This is a genomic window from Micromonospora sp. NPDC006431 (genome assembly GCF_042870725.1).
Taxonomy (GTDB): domain Bacteria; phylum Actinomycetota; class Actinomycetes; order Mycobacteriales; family Micromonosporaceae; genus Micromonospora.
In genome coordinates, this window is the sequence record NZ_JBIAHQ010000004.1 from 186,170 (window position 1) to 201,389 (window position 15,220).

The 15,220-nt window shown below is 73.0% G+C and carries 12 protein-coding genes and 1 pseudogene; 9 read left to right on the plus strand and 4 right to left on the minus strand.

What is annotated here, in order from left to right:
- Positions 1 to 123: 123 nt before the first annotated feature.
- From tnpA to ctaD, 4 genes and pseudogenes are all read left to right on the plus strand, one after another.
- Positions 124 to 438 (plus strand): annotated as a pseudogene (tnpA, locus tag ACFYM6_RS09960) (IS200/IS605 family transposase); the annotation flags it as partial.
- The gene (locus ACFYM6_RS09965; protein ID WP_387274055.1) at positions 439 to 1,656 is read left to right on the plus strand and encodes an RNA-guided endonuclease InsQ/TnpB family protein; all 1,218 of its coding nucleotides are present in this window, start codon (positions 439 to 441) and stop codon (positions 1,654 to 1,656) included.
- Positions 1,657 to 2,027: 371 nt separating this feature from the next.
- Positions 2,028 to 3,134, plus strand: a complete 1,107-nt coding sequence (locus ACFYM6_RS09970) for an FAD-dependent monooxygenase (RefSeq protein WP_387274057.1) — start codon at positions 2,028 to 2,030, stop codon at positions 3,132 to 3,134.
- Between the two features lie 142 nt (positions 3,135 to 3,276).
- Complete coding sequence (gene ctaD, locus ACFYM6_RS09975; RefSeq protein WP_387274059.1) at positions 3,277 to 5,037, plus strand: cytochrome c oxidase subunit I; 1,761 nt, start codon at positions 3,277 to 3,279, stop codon at positions 5,035 to 5,037.
- 650 nt (positions 5,038 to 5,687) lie between these two features.
- Here the strand turns inward: ctaD and ACFYM6_RS09980 are convergent.
- From ACFYM6_RS09980 to ACFYM6_RS09995, 4 genes are all read right to left on the minus strand, one after another.
- Positions 5,688 to 6,902: an MFS transporter gene (locus tag ACFYM6_RS09980; protein ID WP_387274061.1), complete on the minus strand. Its 1,215-nt coding sequence runs from the start codon at positions 6,900 to 6,902 to the stop codon at positions 5,688 to 5,690.
- 65 nt (positions 6,903 to 6,967) lie between these two features.
- Positions 6,968 to 7,549, minus strand: a complete 582-nt coding sequence (locus tag ACFYM6_RS09985; RefSeq protein WP_387274063.1) for an isochorismatase family protein — start codon at positions 7,547 to 7,549, stop codon at positions 6,968 to 6,970.
- Between the two features lie 14 nt (positions 7,550 to 7,563).
- Positions 7,564 to 8,850 (minus strand): nicotinate phosphoribosyltransferase, encoded by a 1,287-nt coding sequence (locus ACFYM6_RS09990; protein WP_073832351.1) that lies wholly within the window; start codon positions 8,848 to 8,850, stop codon positions 7,564 to 7,566.
- Positions 8,851 to 8,867: 17 nt separating this feature from the next.
- Complete coding sequence (locus tag ACFYM6_RS09995; RefSeq protein WP_387274066.1) at positions 8,868 to 11,546, minus strand: LuxR C-terminal-related transcriptional regulator; 2,679 nt, start codon at positions 11,544 to 11,546, stop codon at positions 8,868 to 8,870.
- Between the two features lie 201 nt (positions 11,547 to 11,747).
- Between ACFYM6_RS09995 and ACFYM6_RS10000 the strand changes: the two genes are divergently transcribed.
- The 5 genes from ACFYM6_RS10000 to ACFYM6_RS10020 all read left to right on the plus strand — a co-directional run bounded on the left by ACFYM6_RS10000 (position 11,748) and on the right by ACFYM6_RS10020 (position 15,217).
- On the plus strand, positions 11,748 to 13,313 hold the full coding sequence (locus ACFYM6_RS10000; RefSeq protein WP_387274068.1) for a hypothetical protein: 1,566 nt from the start codon (positions 11,748 to 11,750) through the stop codon (positions 13,311 to 13,313).
- A gap of 115 nt (positions 13,314 to 13,428) precedes the next feature.
- Entirely contained in the window at positions 13,429 to 13,719 is a 291-nt protein-coding gene (gene clpS, locus ACFYM6_RS10005; protein WP_357434056.1) for an ATP-dependent Clp protease adapter ClpS, read from the plus strand.
- 2 nt (positions 13,720 to 13,721) lie between these two features.
- Entirely contained in the window at positions 13,722 to 14,219 is a 498-nt protein-coding gene (locus tag ACFYM6_RS10010) for a DUF2017 domain-containing protein (RefSeq protein ID WP_387274550.1), read from the plus strand.
- 55 nt (positions 14,220 to 14,274) lie between these two features.
- Positions 14,275 to 14,763 (plus strand): Mov34/MPN/PAD-1 family protein, encoded by a 489-nt coding sequence (locus tag ACFYM6_RS10015; RefSeq protein WP_073832356.1) that lies wholly within the window; start codon positions 14,275 to 14,277, stop codon positions 14,761 to 14,763.
- A 70-nt stretch (positions 14,764 to 14,833) separates the two neighbouring features.
- Entirely contained in the window at positions 14,834 to 15,217 is a 384-nt protein-coding gene (locus ACFYM6_RS10020) for a MoaD/ThiS family protein (protein ID WP_387274071.1), read from the plus strand.
- Positions 15,218 to 15,220 lie beyond the last annotated feature (3 nt).

Sequence of the window (15,220 nt, forward strand, 5' to 3'; positions counted from 1 at the left end):
CCGCCCGCTCCCCCGCGGCGGGGCGGGGGGGGGGGGGGGGGGGGGCGCGGGGGGGGGGGGGGGGGGGGGGGGGGGGGGGGGGGGGCCCGCCGGGGCGGGCCCCCCCCCCCCGGGTCTTCTCCGGTGCTTGGCGGGCTGGTCGAGGAGCGGTTGAAGCAGTTGATCGGTGAGGTGGTGGACGAGAAGGAAGCGTGGCTGGTGGCGTTGGAGGTCATGCCCGACCAGGTGCACCTGCTGGTGGAGGTCGACCCGCAGTACAGCGTGCATAGGCTGGTCAAGGCAATCAAGGGGCGCACGTCTCGGGTGTTGCGGGAGGAGTTTCCGTCGCTGCGCTCGCGGCTGCCCACCCTGTGGACGAACTCATACTTTGTGGCGACCACCGGTGGGACCCCGCGTGCTGCGGTGGAGGAGTATGTCGCGCAGCAGAAGGGCCGCTGAGTGCTGACCGGTCGCCGCTACCTCCTCGCTTTCACACCGGAGCAGGCTGCCTACGCCGAGACGGTGGGCGCGATCTGCCGGACGGTGTGGAACACCGGGTTGGAGCAGCGCCGTGAGTACCGCCGCCGTGGCGCGTTCATCTCCTACGTGGAGCAGGCCCGACAGGTGGCCGAAGCGAAGAGGGACCCGGACTGCGGGTGGCTGGCCGACGCCCCGTCGCACACGTTGCAGCAGACCCTGCGGGACCTGGAACAGGCGTGTAAGACGCACGGGACGTGGAAGGTGCGTTGGCGGTCCAAGGCGCGCACCGCCCCGTCGTTCCGCTTTCCCGACCCCGACCAGATTGCGGTGCGGCGGGTCAGCCGGCGGTGGGGTGAGGTGCGGCTGCCGAAGTTCGGGCCGGTCAGGTTCCGGTGGACCAGGCCGCTCGGCGGCGCCATCCGCAACGCCACGGTCTCCCGCGACGGGGGACGTTGGTACATCTCGTTCTGTGTCGAGGACGGCCTTGCCGAGGCGGCTCCGAACGGTAAGCCGCCGATCGGCGTGGATCGGGGCGTGGCCGTGGCGATTGCCAGGTCCGATGGCGGTTTGGATGACCGCGCTTTCGTCACCCCGGGCGAGGCCGCAAGGCTCAGGCGATTGCAGCAGCGCCTGTCCCGGTCGCTACGGGTTCATGGCCGTAACCGCGGGTCGAACCGCCGCGACGAGGTACGCGCCGAGATCGGCCGGCTCAACGCCCGCATCCGGCACCGGCGGGCCGACTTCGTCACGCAGGAAGCCGTGAGGCTCGTGCGTGACCACGGGCTGGTCATCGTCGAGCGGCTGCGGATCAAGGACATGACCGCCAGCGCCAAGGGCACTGTCGAGCAGCCGGGTCGCAACGTGCGTCAGAAGGCTGGTCTGAATCGGGCCATCCTGTCCAAGGGGTGGGGCGGGTTCCTGCTCAAGCTGGAACACGCCGCCCGCTACCACGGCGCGAAGGTCGAGAAGGTCAACCCCGCGTACACGTCGCAAACCTGCCACGCCTGCAAGCATGTCGCCCCGGAGTCCCGCGAGAGCCAAGCGGTCTTCCGGTGCGTCGCCTGCGGGCATCAGGACCACGCCGACGTGAACGCGGCCAAGAACATACTCGCCGCCGGGCTGGCGGTAACAGGGCGTGGAGACCTCGCCGTTGGGCGGTCTGCGAAGCGCCAACCACCCGAAAGGCACGCGGCGTGAACACGCCTTAGCCACGGGAATCCCCCCGCCTTCAGGCATAGGGAGGAAGTCAAGCACTGCTGCGCGCTGGTGCCCCACGGGTTGTTCTGCACGACGTACCGGCTGCCGATGACGGTCGAGCCGTACTGCTCGCAGCAACCACCCGGTCGGGCCCGTCCCGGATGCCGACGCCGGGTGACCGCCCACTCGCTCCCGCGCCGGGTGGCGTGGCGCGACCTCCCCCGGTCGACGTGGGACTCCTGCCGGTGGGATCGCCGAGCCGCGCCGACGGGCGGTGCCGCCAGGGCCGATGGGCCCTTCCGCCCTTCGATTGCGGGGAGTAGTGTCGTGCCTCCAACGCGTGCCGAACCCCTCCGGAGGCGTACCCCACCATGGGTGGTTCCCCCCTGCGCATCCTCGTCGTCGGCGCAGGCATCGCCGGTCTCGCCGTGGCCCGAGCGCTGCGGCTGGCGGGGTTCCGGCCCGACGTCACGGAGAGGCTGCCCCCCATCGAGCGGGCCGACACCGGTCTCTACCTCCCCGGAAACGCGGCCCGGGCGCTGCGCCGGCTCGACCTGGACGGCCCGCTCCGCCCGCTCGGCCAGGTCATCCACCGCCAGCGGTTCCTCGACGCGTCCGGCGCGCCGCTGTGCGAGGTGGACCTCGACGGCCTGTGGGCCGGGGTGGGAGAGTGCCGGGCGCTGCCCCGCGCCGAGCTGCATCGGGTGCTGCTCACCGGCGCCGGCGGGGCAGTCCGGCACGGTGCCGAGGTCAGCGCCGTCGAGCCGCGCCCCGGTGGCGTCACCGTCGGCTTCACCGACGGGACCTCCGAGGAATACGACCTGGTCATCGGCGCCGACGGACCGCACTCCGCGGTGCGTACCCTGGGCGCGCTCGGCGGCCCGCCCCGCCCCGCCGGCCAGGTGGTCTACCGGGGTATCGTCCGCGGCGGCCCGCAGGTTGCCGACTGGACCGCCCTGCTCGGCCAGCGCGCCGGCTTCCTGGTGGTGCCCATCGGCGCCGGGCGGTTGCACTGCTACGCCGACGAGGCGGGCACCACCATCCCGGCCGACCCCCTCGCCCGCCTGCACGAGCTGTTCGGCTCCTACGGCGGCCCGGTCCCCGAGATACTCGCCGCGCTCGACGACGTGCACGTCGAGATCACCGAGGAGGTCGAGCTGGGGCGCTGGTACCAGGGCCGGGTGCTGCTCGTCGGTGACGCGGCCCACGCCACCGCGCCGACCCTGTCCCAGGGTGCCGCTATGGCACTCGAGGACGCCGTGGTGCTCGCCGAGTCGCTGCAGGCCGCCGGCAGCGTGGACGCCGCCCTAGTCGCGTACGAGAGCCGCCGCCGGCCGCGTACCCGCTGGGTGCGGGACCGCACCCGGGACCGCAACCGGACCCGCGACGTGCCGCCGGCGCTGCGCGACCCGTTGCTGCGCGGCCGCGGCGGGCGCATCTTCCAGGAGCACTACCGGCTTCTCGTGGACCCGCTCTGAGGCGCTGCGCCGGGCGGCGGTGATCGTAGCGGCCCACCCCCGGAGGCGGTGCCACCTGCCGGGGACTATCCTCCTTGCGGATGACGGCTGCGCAGATGATCAGCGTTTGCCGAGCGGGACAACCCAGAACCGGAGGCCACTCGTGACCACCGTCGCACCCAAGCCGGTCGTGACCCGGCCCTGGCCGGTCCGCGAGCCGGTCAAGGGGTCGGCCATCGCGCGGCTGCTGCGCACCACGGACGCGAAGCAGATCGGGATCATGTACATGGTCACCGCGTTCGCGTTCTTCATGATCGGCGGCCTGATGGCCCTGATCATGCGCGCCGAGCTGGCGCGGCCGGGCCTGCAGTTCCTGTCGCCCGAGCAGTACAACCAGCTCTTCACCATGCACGGCACGATCATGCTGCTGTTCTTCGCGACGCCGATCGTGTTCGCCTTCGCGAACTACGTGGTGCCGCTGCAGATCGGCGCGCCCGACGTGTCGTTCCCGCGGCTGAACTCTTTCGCCTACTGGCTGTACCTGTTCGGCGGCACCATCGCGACCGCGGGCTTCATCGCTCCGGGTGGCGCGGCCGACTTCGGCTGGACGGCGTACACGCCGCTGAGCAACGGTGAGCACTCGCCGGGTGTCGGCGGGAACATGTGGGTGGTCGGCCTGGCGATCTCCGGTCTGGGCACCATCCTCGGCGCGGTCAACCTGATCACCACGATCCTGACCCTGCGCGCCCCTGGCATGACCATGTTCCGGATGCCGATCTTCACCTGGAACATGCTGGTCACGAGCCTGCTGGTGATCCTGGTCTTCCCGCTGCTGGCCGCCGCGCTCTTCGCGCTCGCCGCAGACCGGCTGATCGGCGCGCACGTGTACGACCCGGCCACCGGCGGCCCGATGCTGTGGCAGCACCTGTTCTGGTTCTTCGGTCACCCCGAGGTCTACATCATCGCGCTGCCGTTCTTCGGCATCATCTCCGAGATCATCCCGGTCTTCTCCCGGAAGCCGATCTTCGGTTACAAGGGCCTGGTCGCCGCGACCATCGCCATCGCCGCTCTGTCGATGAGCGTCTGGGCGCACCACATGTTCGCCACCGGCCAGGTGCTGCTGCCGTTCTTCAGCTTCCTCAGCTACCTGATCGCCGTGCCGACCGGTATGAAGTTCTTCAACTGGATCGGCACCATGTGGCGGGGCCAGATCACCTTCGAGACGCCGATGCTGTTCTCCGTCGGCTTCCTGGTGACCTTCCTCTTCGGTGGCCTGACCGGTGTGCTGCTGGCCAGCCCGCCGCTGGACTTCCACCTCCAGGACTCGTACTTCGTGGTGGCGCACTTCCACTACGTGCTCTTCGGCACCATCGTGTTCGCCGTGTTCGCCGGCATCTACTTCTGGTTCCCGAAGATGTTCGGCCGGATGCTCGACGAGCGCCTGGGCAAGATCCACTTCTGGCTGACCATGATCGGCTTCCACACCACCTTCCTGGTGCAGCACTGGCTGGGCAACGAGGGCATGCCCCGGCGGTATGCCGACTACCTGCCCAGCGACGGCTTCACCTTCCTGAACACGTTCTCCACGATCGGCGCCTTCATCACCGGTATCTCGACCCTGCCGTTCATCTACAACTGCTGGAAGTCGTACAAGGCCGGCCCGGTGGTCGAGGTCGACGACCCGTGGGGCTACGGCAACTCGCTCGAGTGGGCCACCACCTCCCCGCCGCCGCTGCGGAACTTCGACCGGATGCCGCGGATCCGCTCCGAGCGCCCGGCGTTCGACCTCAAGTTCCCGGAGCTGGCCGCCGGGCAGCAGAGCCTGGCCGGCCCGCCGGAGGGTGGCGCCAAGCCGCTGACGAGCGAATCCAACGGTGGCGCCAGCTACCAGGAGGACGTCGCCAGCAACCACGACCGGCGCTGACCCGCTGCCGACACCGCGCCGATGGGCGCCGCACCCCAAGGGGTGCGGCGCCCATCGCCGTTCCGGCCGACCCGGCCGTCCGGTGCCGCTTGGGTGCTGGCCGCGCGTGGGCGTTGGCCGCGCGGGCGCCGGCCGCGGGCGGGCGCTGGCCGCGGGCGGGCGCTGGCCGCAACTTCGGCGATGTTGCTGTCTCCGCGGCTGCGGAGGGGCCAACTTCCGCGATGTTGTGCGGATCTTGCCGCTCCGCACGGCCGGCGTCGCTGGCCCCGCGTGCCGAGAGGTGACTCCTCAGCCGCTACGAACTTGATGACGTTGTCATCAGGTTCGTAGGCGCACGAGAGCTAGTCGGGCCGGGGGAGTTCGGGCACGTGGTGGACCGGGCGCTGGCCGACGGGGACCGGCAGCAGGGCCAGTCGGCCCGGTACCCGGGCCACCCGGGCCAGTCGGCCTGGCACCTGGGCGCGCTGGTGTGACGACGCCTTTGGGAGCCGATGTCGCCAAGTGATCCAGCGCCCCGCCACCCGACGGCGGCCGCCCTCTTCAGGCAACGTCCGCCCGGTGCCCGGTGCCCGGTGCCCGGTGCCCGGGTGCCCGGGTGCCGGGAGTCGGGAGTCGGGAGTCGGGAGTCGGGGTGGGGAGGTGCCGGGGAATCAGACGGTGGCGGGGGCCAGTTCCGGGGTGGCTGGCTCGGCGGCGGCCTGGCGGCGGTGGCGCAGCTCGATCGGGAGCACCGCCAGGGCGACCAGCACGCCGATCGCGCCGGTGACCGCGAAGCCCCACGGCGGGGACGAGGCGTCGATCACCGCGCCGGCGAGCGGCGCCCCGAGCGCGATGCCGACGGTGACGGCGGAGCCGTGCAGGCCCATCGCCTCACCGCGTACGCCGGCCGGGGTGAGCCGGCTGACCGCGTCGGCGGTCGAGGCGATGGTGGGCGCGCAGAGCGCCCCGGTCGGGATGAGCGCCAGGCAGAGCAGCCACCAGTGCGCCCCGCCCAACCCGACCGGGATCGTGGTGAGGCTGAGCACCGCCATCAGGACAAGCGGGGAGAACGAGCGGGTGACCGCCCCGTACGCGAAGCCGCCCACCAGCGACGCCACCGCCCACATGGTCAGCACGGCCCCGGTCCACCCGACCTCGCCGCCGGCGCGCAGCACGGCGACCACGGCGACGTCGGTGCCGCCGAGCACCAGGGTGGCGGCCAGGCTCACCGCCAGCACGGCGAGCAGCCGGGGCGTCAGCCACTCGCGGCGGGGCACCTTCCGGCGTGGGCCGGCCGGCTCGTCGGCGCTGCGGGTCGGCGGGTCGAGCAGCCAGAACCCGATCCCGGAGGCGACGATGCCGACGCCGACCGCCCACATGGTGAGCCGCGGGGAGACGGCGGTCGCCACGGCCACGGCCAGCGCCGGGCCGACCATGAACGACAGCTCTACCGACATCGAGTCCAGCGCGTACGCCGGGCGGCGCCGCTCGGCCGGCACCAGCGCGGCGACCGACTGGCGGACCACCGAGAAGACCGGCAGGGCGAGCAGCCCGGCCAGGAACGCGGCCGGCAGCAGCACCGGGTACGACAGCGCCGGGGCACTGGCCCAGAAGATCCCCTCGGCGATCGTGGTCAGCAGGAGCACCGGGCGCAGCCCGCGCCGGTCGACCAGCCGCCCGAGCAGCGGAGAGCCGAGCGCGGCGCCGACGGTCGACGCGGCGCCGACCAGGCCCGCGGCGCCGTATCCCCGGCCGAGGTCGAGCACGACGTGAAAGGTGAGCGTCACGCCGGTCGCGGTGAGCGGGATGCGGGCCAGCACCGACACCAGCAGCAGCGACCGGAGACCGGGCAGGGCGAGCGCCTCCCGGTAAGGCTTCAAGTTCACGACGGTCCGTACCTCCGGCGCACATCCTCGACCGGGGGTACGACAATCAGCAACCGATTACCTGGTCAAGCGGCCCTGATCACAGGCGCGCCGACCATGGTGACCCCGGCGCCGTCCATGGCCCGCAGCGCCACGTCCAGCGTCTCGGGCGCCACGGCGGCGGTGAGGTCCAGCAGCACGGTGGTGCCGAACCCCTCCCGGGCGGCGTCCAGGGCGGTCGCCCGGACGCAGTGGTCGGTCGCGATGCCCACCATGTCGACCCGGTCGACGCCGTGCCGGCGCAGCCAGTCGGCCAGGCACTCGCCGTCGTCGGCGTGCCCCTCGAACCCGGAGTACGCGGCCGCGTACTCGCCCTTGTGGAAGATCGCCTCCACCCGGCCGGTCTCCAGGTCGGGGTGGAACTCCGACCCGGGGGTGCCGACCACGCAGTGCCGCGGCCAGGATTCGACGTAGTTCGGCGGCTCGCCGAAGTGGGCGCCCGGGTCGATGTGGTAGTCCTTCGTCGCCACCACGTGGTCCCACCGGTCCGGCTCGGCGGCGAGCAGCCGGGAGATGCCGGCCGCCACGCCCGCCCCGCCGGCCACGGCCAGCGAGCCGCCCTCGCAGAAGTCGTTCTGCACGTCCACGATGATCAACGCGTTGCTCACGCTGGCGGTCCTCCTCAGGTCGCGGGTACGACGGTGACCGGAACGGCCGGGTCGCCGCCGGAGAGCTTCAGGCCCTCCCACGGAATGGAGATCAGGCACTGCCGCAGGTGCTCCCGCGACTCGTCGAGGGTGGGCAGCGCCACGGGCTCGCCGTGCACGATGAAGGAGTGCTGGAGCAGCCGGTCGTTCGGCTGCCGGTCCGGCACACCCTGCGGCACGATGATCTCCTCGGTCGCGGTGCCGGTCGGCTTGTGCCGGCGTACCGCCACCTTCCGGCCGCCGATGGTGGCCTTGCGTTCGGAGCGCTTGACCACCGGGCGGCCGTCGACCTCGACCAGCTTGTAGACCAGGCCGGCGGTGGGCGCGCCCGAGCCGGTCACCACCGCGGTGCCGGCGCCGTACATGTCGACCGGCTCGGCCGCGAGCGCGGCGATGGCGTACTCGTCCAGGTCGCCGCTGACGATGATCTTCGTCTCGGTGGCACCGAGCGAGTCGAGCAGCTCCCGGGACTGCTGGGCGATCACCGCGAGGTCACCCGAGTCGATCCGGATCGCCCGCAGCTCCGGCCCGGCCACCGCGATGGCGTTGCGGATGCCCTCGCTGATGTCGTACGTGTCGACCAGCAGCGTGGTGTCCTTGCCCAGCGTGGCGACCTGCGAGGCGAACGCCGCCCGCTCGTCGTCGTGCAGCAGGGTGAAGGCGTGCGCGGCGGTGCCGGCCGTGGGGATGCCGTATTTGTGGCCCGCGGCGAGGTTGGAGGTGAACCGGAACCCGGCCAGGTACGCGGCCCGCGCGGCGGCCACCGCCGCCCCCTCGTGCGCCCGGCGGGAGCCCATCTCGATCAGCGTCCGGCCGCGGGCGGCGGTGACCATCCGGGCGGCCGCAGCGGCGACCGCGCAGTCGTGGTTGAGCACCGACAGCACCAGCGTCTCCAGCACCACGCACTCGGCGAACCCGCCGGAGACGGTGAGGATCGGCGAGCTGGGGAAGAAGAGGTCACCCTCGGCGTACCCGTCGATGTCACCGGTGAAGCGGTAGTTGGTCAGCCACTCGGCGGCCCGGTCGTCCACCACCCGGCTGCGGCGGAGGAACTCGACCTCCTCGGCGTCGAACCGGAAATCCCGGATCAGCTCGATCAACCGCCCGGTCCCGGCGACCACCCCGTAGCGGCGGCCCGCCGGCAGCCGCCGGGTGAACACCTCGAAGACGCAGCGGCGATCGGCCGTGCCGTCGCGGAGCGCGGCGCTGACCATGGTCAGCTCGTAGTGGTCGGTCAGCAGCGCGGGGCGAAGGGTGCTCACGGCTCCAGCCTATGAGTTCAGGCCGGATCCCCGCCGTCGTGCCCCGGCATCGACCACAGTGCGGCCCGCAGCTCGGCCCGGCCGGTCACCCCGAGCTTGCTGTAGACCCGCTGGAGATGGTTCTCCACGGTGCGGGTGGAGAGGTAGAGCCGCTCCGCGATGGCCCGGCTGGTGGCTCCCTCGGCCGCGAGCCTCGCGACCTCCCACTCGCGGTCGCTGAGTGCGGGCCGGAGCCGCCGCAGGGCCGGGGTGGAGAGCTGGTCGCCGCGGCTGAGCAGTCCGGCGAGCCGTTCCCGGACCGGCGCGGTCGCCGCGGCCCGGCTCCGGCCGAGCCGGTGCAGGGCCATCGCGGTCGCCTCGGCGGCGTACACGGTCAGGTCCCGGGCGGCGAAGTCGTCGGCGACGGCCAGCAGTTCGGGGACGGAGTCCTCGACCGCGGCGCGGGCGTACCGGGCGACCAGCGGCGGCAGCGCCCCGTCGACTCGCTCGGAGAGCTCGGTCAGCCGCTGCGCCACGGTACGGCGGCCGCCGTCGGTGCACATCGGCCCGACCGGGGCGGCGGCCTGGTCCAGCCGGACCAGGTCGAGCAGGACGAGCAGCTCGTGGCCGGCGAGGGTGTCCTCGCGGAGCCGGTCGGCCAGCGTGCACAGGTGCTTGGCGGCGGTCGGCAGGTCACCGGTGGCCGCGTGCACGGCGGCTCGGGCCTGCTCCAGCCACGGATACAGCACCGCCATGCCCGGGGCGTGGGTCCGGTCCGCCTCGGCCATCGCCTCGGCCGCGTGGGTGGCGTCGCCGCGCAGGGCCGCCGCCTGGGCGCGTTCGGCGTGCGCCAGCCCGGCGTACACCCGGCTGGTGGCGAGCACCGCGCAGGCGCCGAGGCTGGTCTTGAGCGCCTCGTCGCTGCGCCCGCGCAGCCGCGCCGCGTACGCCTGGAGGATGGCCAGGTAGCCGGTGCCGAGCCGGAAGTCACCCGCGCCGGCCAGGTCGGCGAACTCGTCGGCGACGATCGCGTCGATGCCGGCCAGGTCGCCGGAGAGCGCCAGCCGGGTGCCCCGGGCCAGCTCCATGGCGAGCTGGAGGTATGGCATGTCGCCCCGCCAGCGGGCCGCCTCCGCCTGCACCAGGGCGATGGCGGTGGCGCTGCGCTGGTATTGCCCCTGCGCGGCCTGGAGGTGGGCGATGGTGCAGCGGACCAGCTCCCGGGCCGCCATGGGGGAGGCCGGGCGGTCCAGCACGGCCTGGGCGAGTCGCAGCGCGGCGTCGGTGTCCAGCCGGTGCAGTCGCATGATCGCCTCGAAGGCGCGGACCCGGGCCCGGTCGGCCGAGTCGGTCATCTCGTCGCCGCGGGCCGCGATCTCCTCCACCGTGGACTCGCGGCTGAGCCCCCAGTAGCTGACCATGCCGCGGACCGTCAGCCAGCGGCTGCGCCGCCGGTCGCAGCCGATTTCCCCGGCGACCGAGTCGAGCACCTGGATGGCCTCGTCCGGCCGGTCGCCGAACATGAGGATGGTGGCGAGCAGTTCCGCGGCGTCGAAGCCGCCGTCGGCGTCCAGCGCGGCCCGGGCCAGCCGGGTCGCCAGCGGCACGTCGTACCGGCCGAAGGCCTGGGCGGCCGCGTCGAGCAGCAGGGCCGAGTCCTGCGCCGTACCCGAGTCGAGCCGCCACACCGCGACCCGGAGCAGGTCGTCCCGGCGGCGCTTGCCGACCTGCTCCAGCAGCTCGGCCAGGGTGGCCTGGAGCCGGCGGGTCCGGCTGACCGGGCACTGCCGCCGCATCACCTCGCCGTAGAGGGGGTGGGCGAGCCGGACGTCCAACCGCCGGTCGTCGTGGACCATGGTGATCAGGCCGCGCTCCTCGGCGGCCTCGACGTCGGCCGGGTCGACCGCCTTCTGCAGCAGTTGCAGGCCGAGCGGCTCGCCGAACGCGACCAGCTCGACCACCGACCGCACGCCGGGGGTGAGCTGGCCGATCCGGATGCCGATCAGGTCGGTGAGGCTGGGGGCCAGCTCCAGCCGGCCGGTCCACTTCCACATCCCGTACGTCCGGCTCAGCTCGCCGCCGCCGGAGGCGGCCAGCACCAGCTCGCGCAGCAGCAGCGGGTTGCCCGCGGAGAGCTGGAACAGCCGCTCGGACGACTTGTCGTCGACCGGGCCGCCCAGGATCGCGGCGAGCAGGCCGCCGGTCTCGGCCGGGCCGAGCGGGGCCAGCTCGACCAGGTCGACCAGGTCGTCGGTCCAGAGGGCGCGGATCGGCAGCGGGATCTGCTCGCCGTTGCGCAGGGTGCCGATCACGGTCGCGTTCTCCGCGCGGGCGAGCAGGTGGACCAGCGCGGCCGAGGGCGGGTCGAGCAGGTGCGCGTCGTCGATCGCGAGCACGATCGGTCGGCCGGCGGCCTGTTGCTGGAGCATGTCCACGGCCCAGCGGAGGACGCCGGCGGGGGAGAGCCCCTGCGGCTGTTCGGCCGGGAGCACCTGCACCAGGCCGCCGAAGGGCAGCGCGGTGGTGGTGGCGCTGGCCGCGATGGACCAGATCGCGTACCGGTCGGTGGGGAGGGTGGCCACCCCTTCGCGCAGCAGTCGGCTCTTGCCGATCCCGGCGCTGCCGCTGAAGAACAACCCGCGCCCCTCGGGGCCGCCGACCGTTGACAACAGACGGTTGAGCTCTTCCGTCCGGCCGACGAACTCCCACCGACTCATCCCAGCAGCATATCGACGGTAATCCGTCCGCGCGCAGAGCGTCACGCACCGAAGTTGAGTAACTGGCCGATCAGCCCTGAGTATCGGGAGTGTTCGCTGTCGGACTTGCGACAGAAGTACTCTTCCGGCAGCCCAGACTAACCGCAGGATTTCCCAAGCGACGCGGTCCGCAACCCGGTCGCCTGGTTGGGAGGCCATCTCATGAAGCAGCGTCCGCTGCCCTCGGTCGACGTGTCCGAACTGGGCGCGCCGGCCGAGCGAACCCGCTGCGCCCCGCTGCCCACCCGGCTCGGGGTGACCGAGCCCCGCCCCGAGGAGCCGCTGGCCGTCGTCGTCGCGGGTCCGGCCGGCGCCGGTCGGCGTGAGCTGCTCGCCGGCCTGCTCGAGGTGGCGCCCGGCATGCTGGACGTGCCCGCCGGCAGTTGCCTGCTCGTCAACCACGCCAAGGTGCCGACCCGCGCCGCGTACGTGCCGGGCTACCGCCAGCCGCACTCGTACGGCGCGGATCCGCTCGCGGCCGGCCCGGCACTGGCCCGTCCGCCGCGCCGGGTGGAGCTGAGCCTGCCCGACCCGCTGCTGCGCCACTTTTCGGTGCTCGACACGCCGGACACCGGCTCCCTCGGCGTCGCCGGTGACCAGGTGCTGCTCGACGCGGTCGGCCGGGCCGGCGCCCTGCTCTTCGTGATCTCCGCCGACCAGGCGTTCACCGCTGCCGAGCTGCACCTGCTGGCGGAGGTGGCCCGGGCCCGGGTCGAGGTGTTCTTCGCGGTCACCCCCGGGGCGGCCGGCTGGGCGGCCCCGGCGGCCGGCCCGACGGCGACGGAGGACCCGGGGGCGTCCGTCGCGTCGGCCGGTCGTGCCGGGCCGCGTGCGGCGGACCGCCGGGTCGACCCGGCGGAGGTCTCCCTGGCGGCGCACCGGGCGGCCCTGCTGTCCGCGGTGCCCGGCCTCGCCTCGGCCCGCTGGTACCCGGTGCGGCAGGCGGACCACTCGGCCCTGCGTCGCGCCCTGGTGGGCTGGGCGGCGGACGAGGGACTGCGGCGGGCCAGCGCCCACCCGCCGGAGCCGCCCGGCGTGCACCACCGGGTGGCCGTCCTGCCCGGGCTCGACCCGGGCGACCTCACCGACCGCCTCGACCATCAGGCCCGCTCCTGCGCCCAGCGGATCCGCCAGCACCTCGCCCTGGAGCTGGCCAACATCCACCTCCGGGTGGTGCAGGAGATCGTCTTCGGGGTCGGCTGCGCGGGCCTGCCGCAGCTGCTCGACCGGGAGATGGAGGCGTTGTCGCTGCTCGCCACGGCCCAGTGCGACGAGGCGGTCCGGAGCATCGTCGACGACCTGGCGGCCCGGGTCTTCGGCGCGCCGCTGGCGGAGGGAGTGCGGCGCCGGATCACCCACGCCGTCCGGTGGGGCCTCGCCGACCAGCCGGCCGGCCGGGAGCTGGACCGGGTGCTCCTGGTCACCAGCACGGCCGGGGTGGCCGGGCTGAGCGGCACCGGGGCGACGGACGCCCTGGCCGGTTTCCCCGGCGCGGCGCGCGACGAGGCGCTGCCGCCCATCGGGGTGGCGCTCTCCGGCGGCTGTTGGCAGCACTGGCGCGTCCCCGGCAACGACGACCCGAACAGTGCCCGCTCCTGGTCGCAGCGGGCACTGCGGGAGGTCGAGCTGGAACTGTCCCGCGAGGTGTCCCGTCGCTTCGAGGTGATCCGGCTCTCGCTGGGGGCGGTGCTCACCGATGCTGTCGACCACGGCATCCTGCTCGCCTGAGGTCGGGGTCGCCGGCCGGCCGGCCGGGTCGCCGTGGGCGGCCCGGGCGGGTGATCCGGGCCGGGGTGACCTTCCGGTTCATCGGTTCCCCGGATCCGGTGGCACGATGGGGGGCATGGCGGCTCCACAGGTTGCGCCGGTCGAGACGCCGGACACTGAAGAGGTGCCGGCTTCCGACCGGCCCTGGGTGACCATCGTCTGGGACGATCCGGTCAACCTCATGACGTACGTGACCTGGGTGTTCCAGAAGCTCTTCGGGTACAGCCGGGAGAAGGCCGAGCAGCTCATGCTGGATGTGCACCACAAGGGCAAGGCGGTCGTCTCCAGTGGCGCCCGGGAGCGGATGGAGCACGACGCGTCGCAGCTGCACGCGTACGGCCTCTGGGCGACGGTGGACAGGTCGTGAGCATGTTCCGTCGCCAGGGCGACCGCTACGTGGCCATCTTCGCCGTGGACGAGGTCCGAGTGCTGCGCAAGGTCGCCTCCGAGGTGGTCGGCCTGCTCACCGACGGCTTCGACCACGGCGACCCGGTGGTCGGCCGGCTGTTCCCCGCGGTCTACCCGGAGGACGCGGCGAGCGCCGCGGAGTTCCGCCGCTACACCGAGGGTGACCTCAAGACTGCCAAGATCGACCAGGCCGGCGCCATCCTCGCCGCGCTGCCCGACGGTGAGGCCGGCGGCGAGGTGCGCCTCGACGCGGAGGCGGCCGAGGCGTGGCTGCGGGCGCTCAACGACGCCCGGCTGGCCATGGGGGTCCGGCTGGAGATCAAGGACGGCATGGACCTGGGGGAGGAGCTCGACGACGCGGTCGCCGAGGACCCGACCTCCTCCCGGGTGTTCCAACTGTCGGTCTACGCGTACCTCGGGTATCTGCAGGAATCCCTGCTCAACGCCCTGATCGACTGATTCGTGACGGTCACCACCTCGCCGCCCGTGACGCCCAGGCGCTAGGCTGGTCGGCGTGCTGAGCATCGACCGGTCGATCATCGACGCGATCGTGGCCCACGCGCGTCGGGACCACCCGGACGAGGCGTGCGGCGTGGTCGCCGGTCCCGCCGGCAGCGACACCCCGACCCGGCACATCCCGATGGAGAACGCCGCCCGCTCCATGACCTTCTACGAGTTCGACTCGATGGAGCAGCTGCGGTTGTGGCGGGAGATGGACGACCGCGACGAGGAGCCGGTCGTCATCTACCACTCGCACACCGCGACGGAGGCGTACCCGTCCCGGACGGACATCTCCTTCGCCGGTGAGCCGGGAGCGCACTACCTGCTCGTCTCGACCCGCGAACCCGACACGGAGGAGATCCGCTCCTTCCGCATCGTTGACGGCGTGGTGACCGAGGAGCCGGTCCGGATCGTGGATGCCGCCGTGGACCCGCACGCCGTCCAGTCCTACATGTTCGGGCAGAGCCCGGCGACGGTCGACTACGAGTGTTCCGGCCGCTGACCTTCCAGCGCCGGCACCTCCTTCTTCCCCCCGTCACCTGGCACTACCCGTTCAAGGAGCACGAGACATCATGGCCATCGAGGTTCGCATCCCCACCATCCTGCGCAGCTACACCGGCGGCGCGAAGGTCGTCGAGGGCACCGGCGACACGCTCGCCGACCTGCTCACCGATCTGGACGCCCGGCACGCCGGCCTGAAGGCCCGGCTGGTCACCGACGCCGGCGCGCTGCACCGGTTCGTCAACGTCTACGTCAACGACGAGGACGTCCGTTTCCTCGGCGCGCTCGACGCCAAGCTCAACGACGGTGACAGCGTCACCATCCTGCCGGCCGTGGCGGGCGGCGCGTTCGGCTTCGCCGCCGCCGCGGCGATCGCGCAGCACAGTGCGGCGGCAGCCGCGATCGCGCAGCACAGTGCCGCCGCGGCGGCTGGCGTGCGCGCAGCGCGCCGCTGACGG

Excerpts from the sequence above, each read along its gene's own strand:
- ACFYM6_RS10010 (WP_387274550.1), top strand. The coding sequence starts at position 13,722 with ATGTTCCGTCGCCAGGGCGACCGCTACGTGGCCATCTTCGCCGTGGAC.
- clpS (WP_357434056.1), top strand. The coding sequence starts at position 13,429 with ATGGCGGCTCCACAGGTTGCGCCGGTCGAGACGCCGGACACTGAAGAG.
- ACFYM6_RS10020 (WP_387274071.1), top strand. The coding sequence starts at position 14,834 with ATGGCCATCGAGGTTCGCATCCCCACCATCCTGCGCAGCTACACCGGC.
- ACFYM6_RS09970 (WP_387274057.1), top strand. The coding sequence starts at position 2,028 with ATGGGTGGTTCCCCCCTGCGCATCCTCGTCGTCGGCGCAGGCATCGCC.
- ACFYM6_RS09995 (WP_387274066.1), bottom strand. The coding sequence starts at position 11,546 with ATGAGTCGGTGGGAGTTCGTCGGCCGGACGGAAGAGCTCAACCGTCTG.
- ACFYM6_RS10000 (WP_387274068.1), top strand. The coding sequence starts at position 11,748 with ATGAAGCAGCGTCCGCTGCCCTCGGTCGACGTGTCCGAACTGGGCGCG.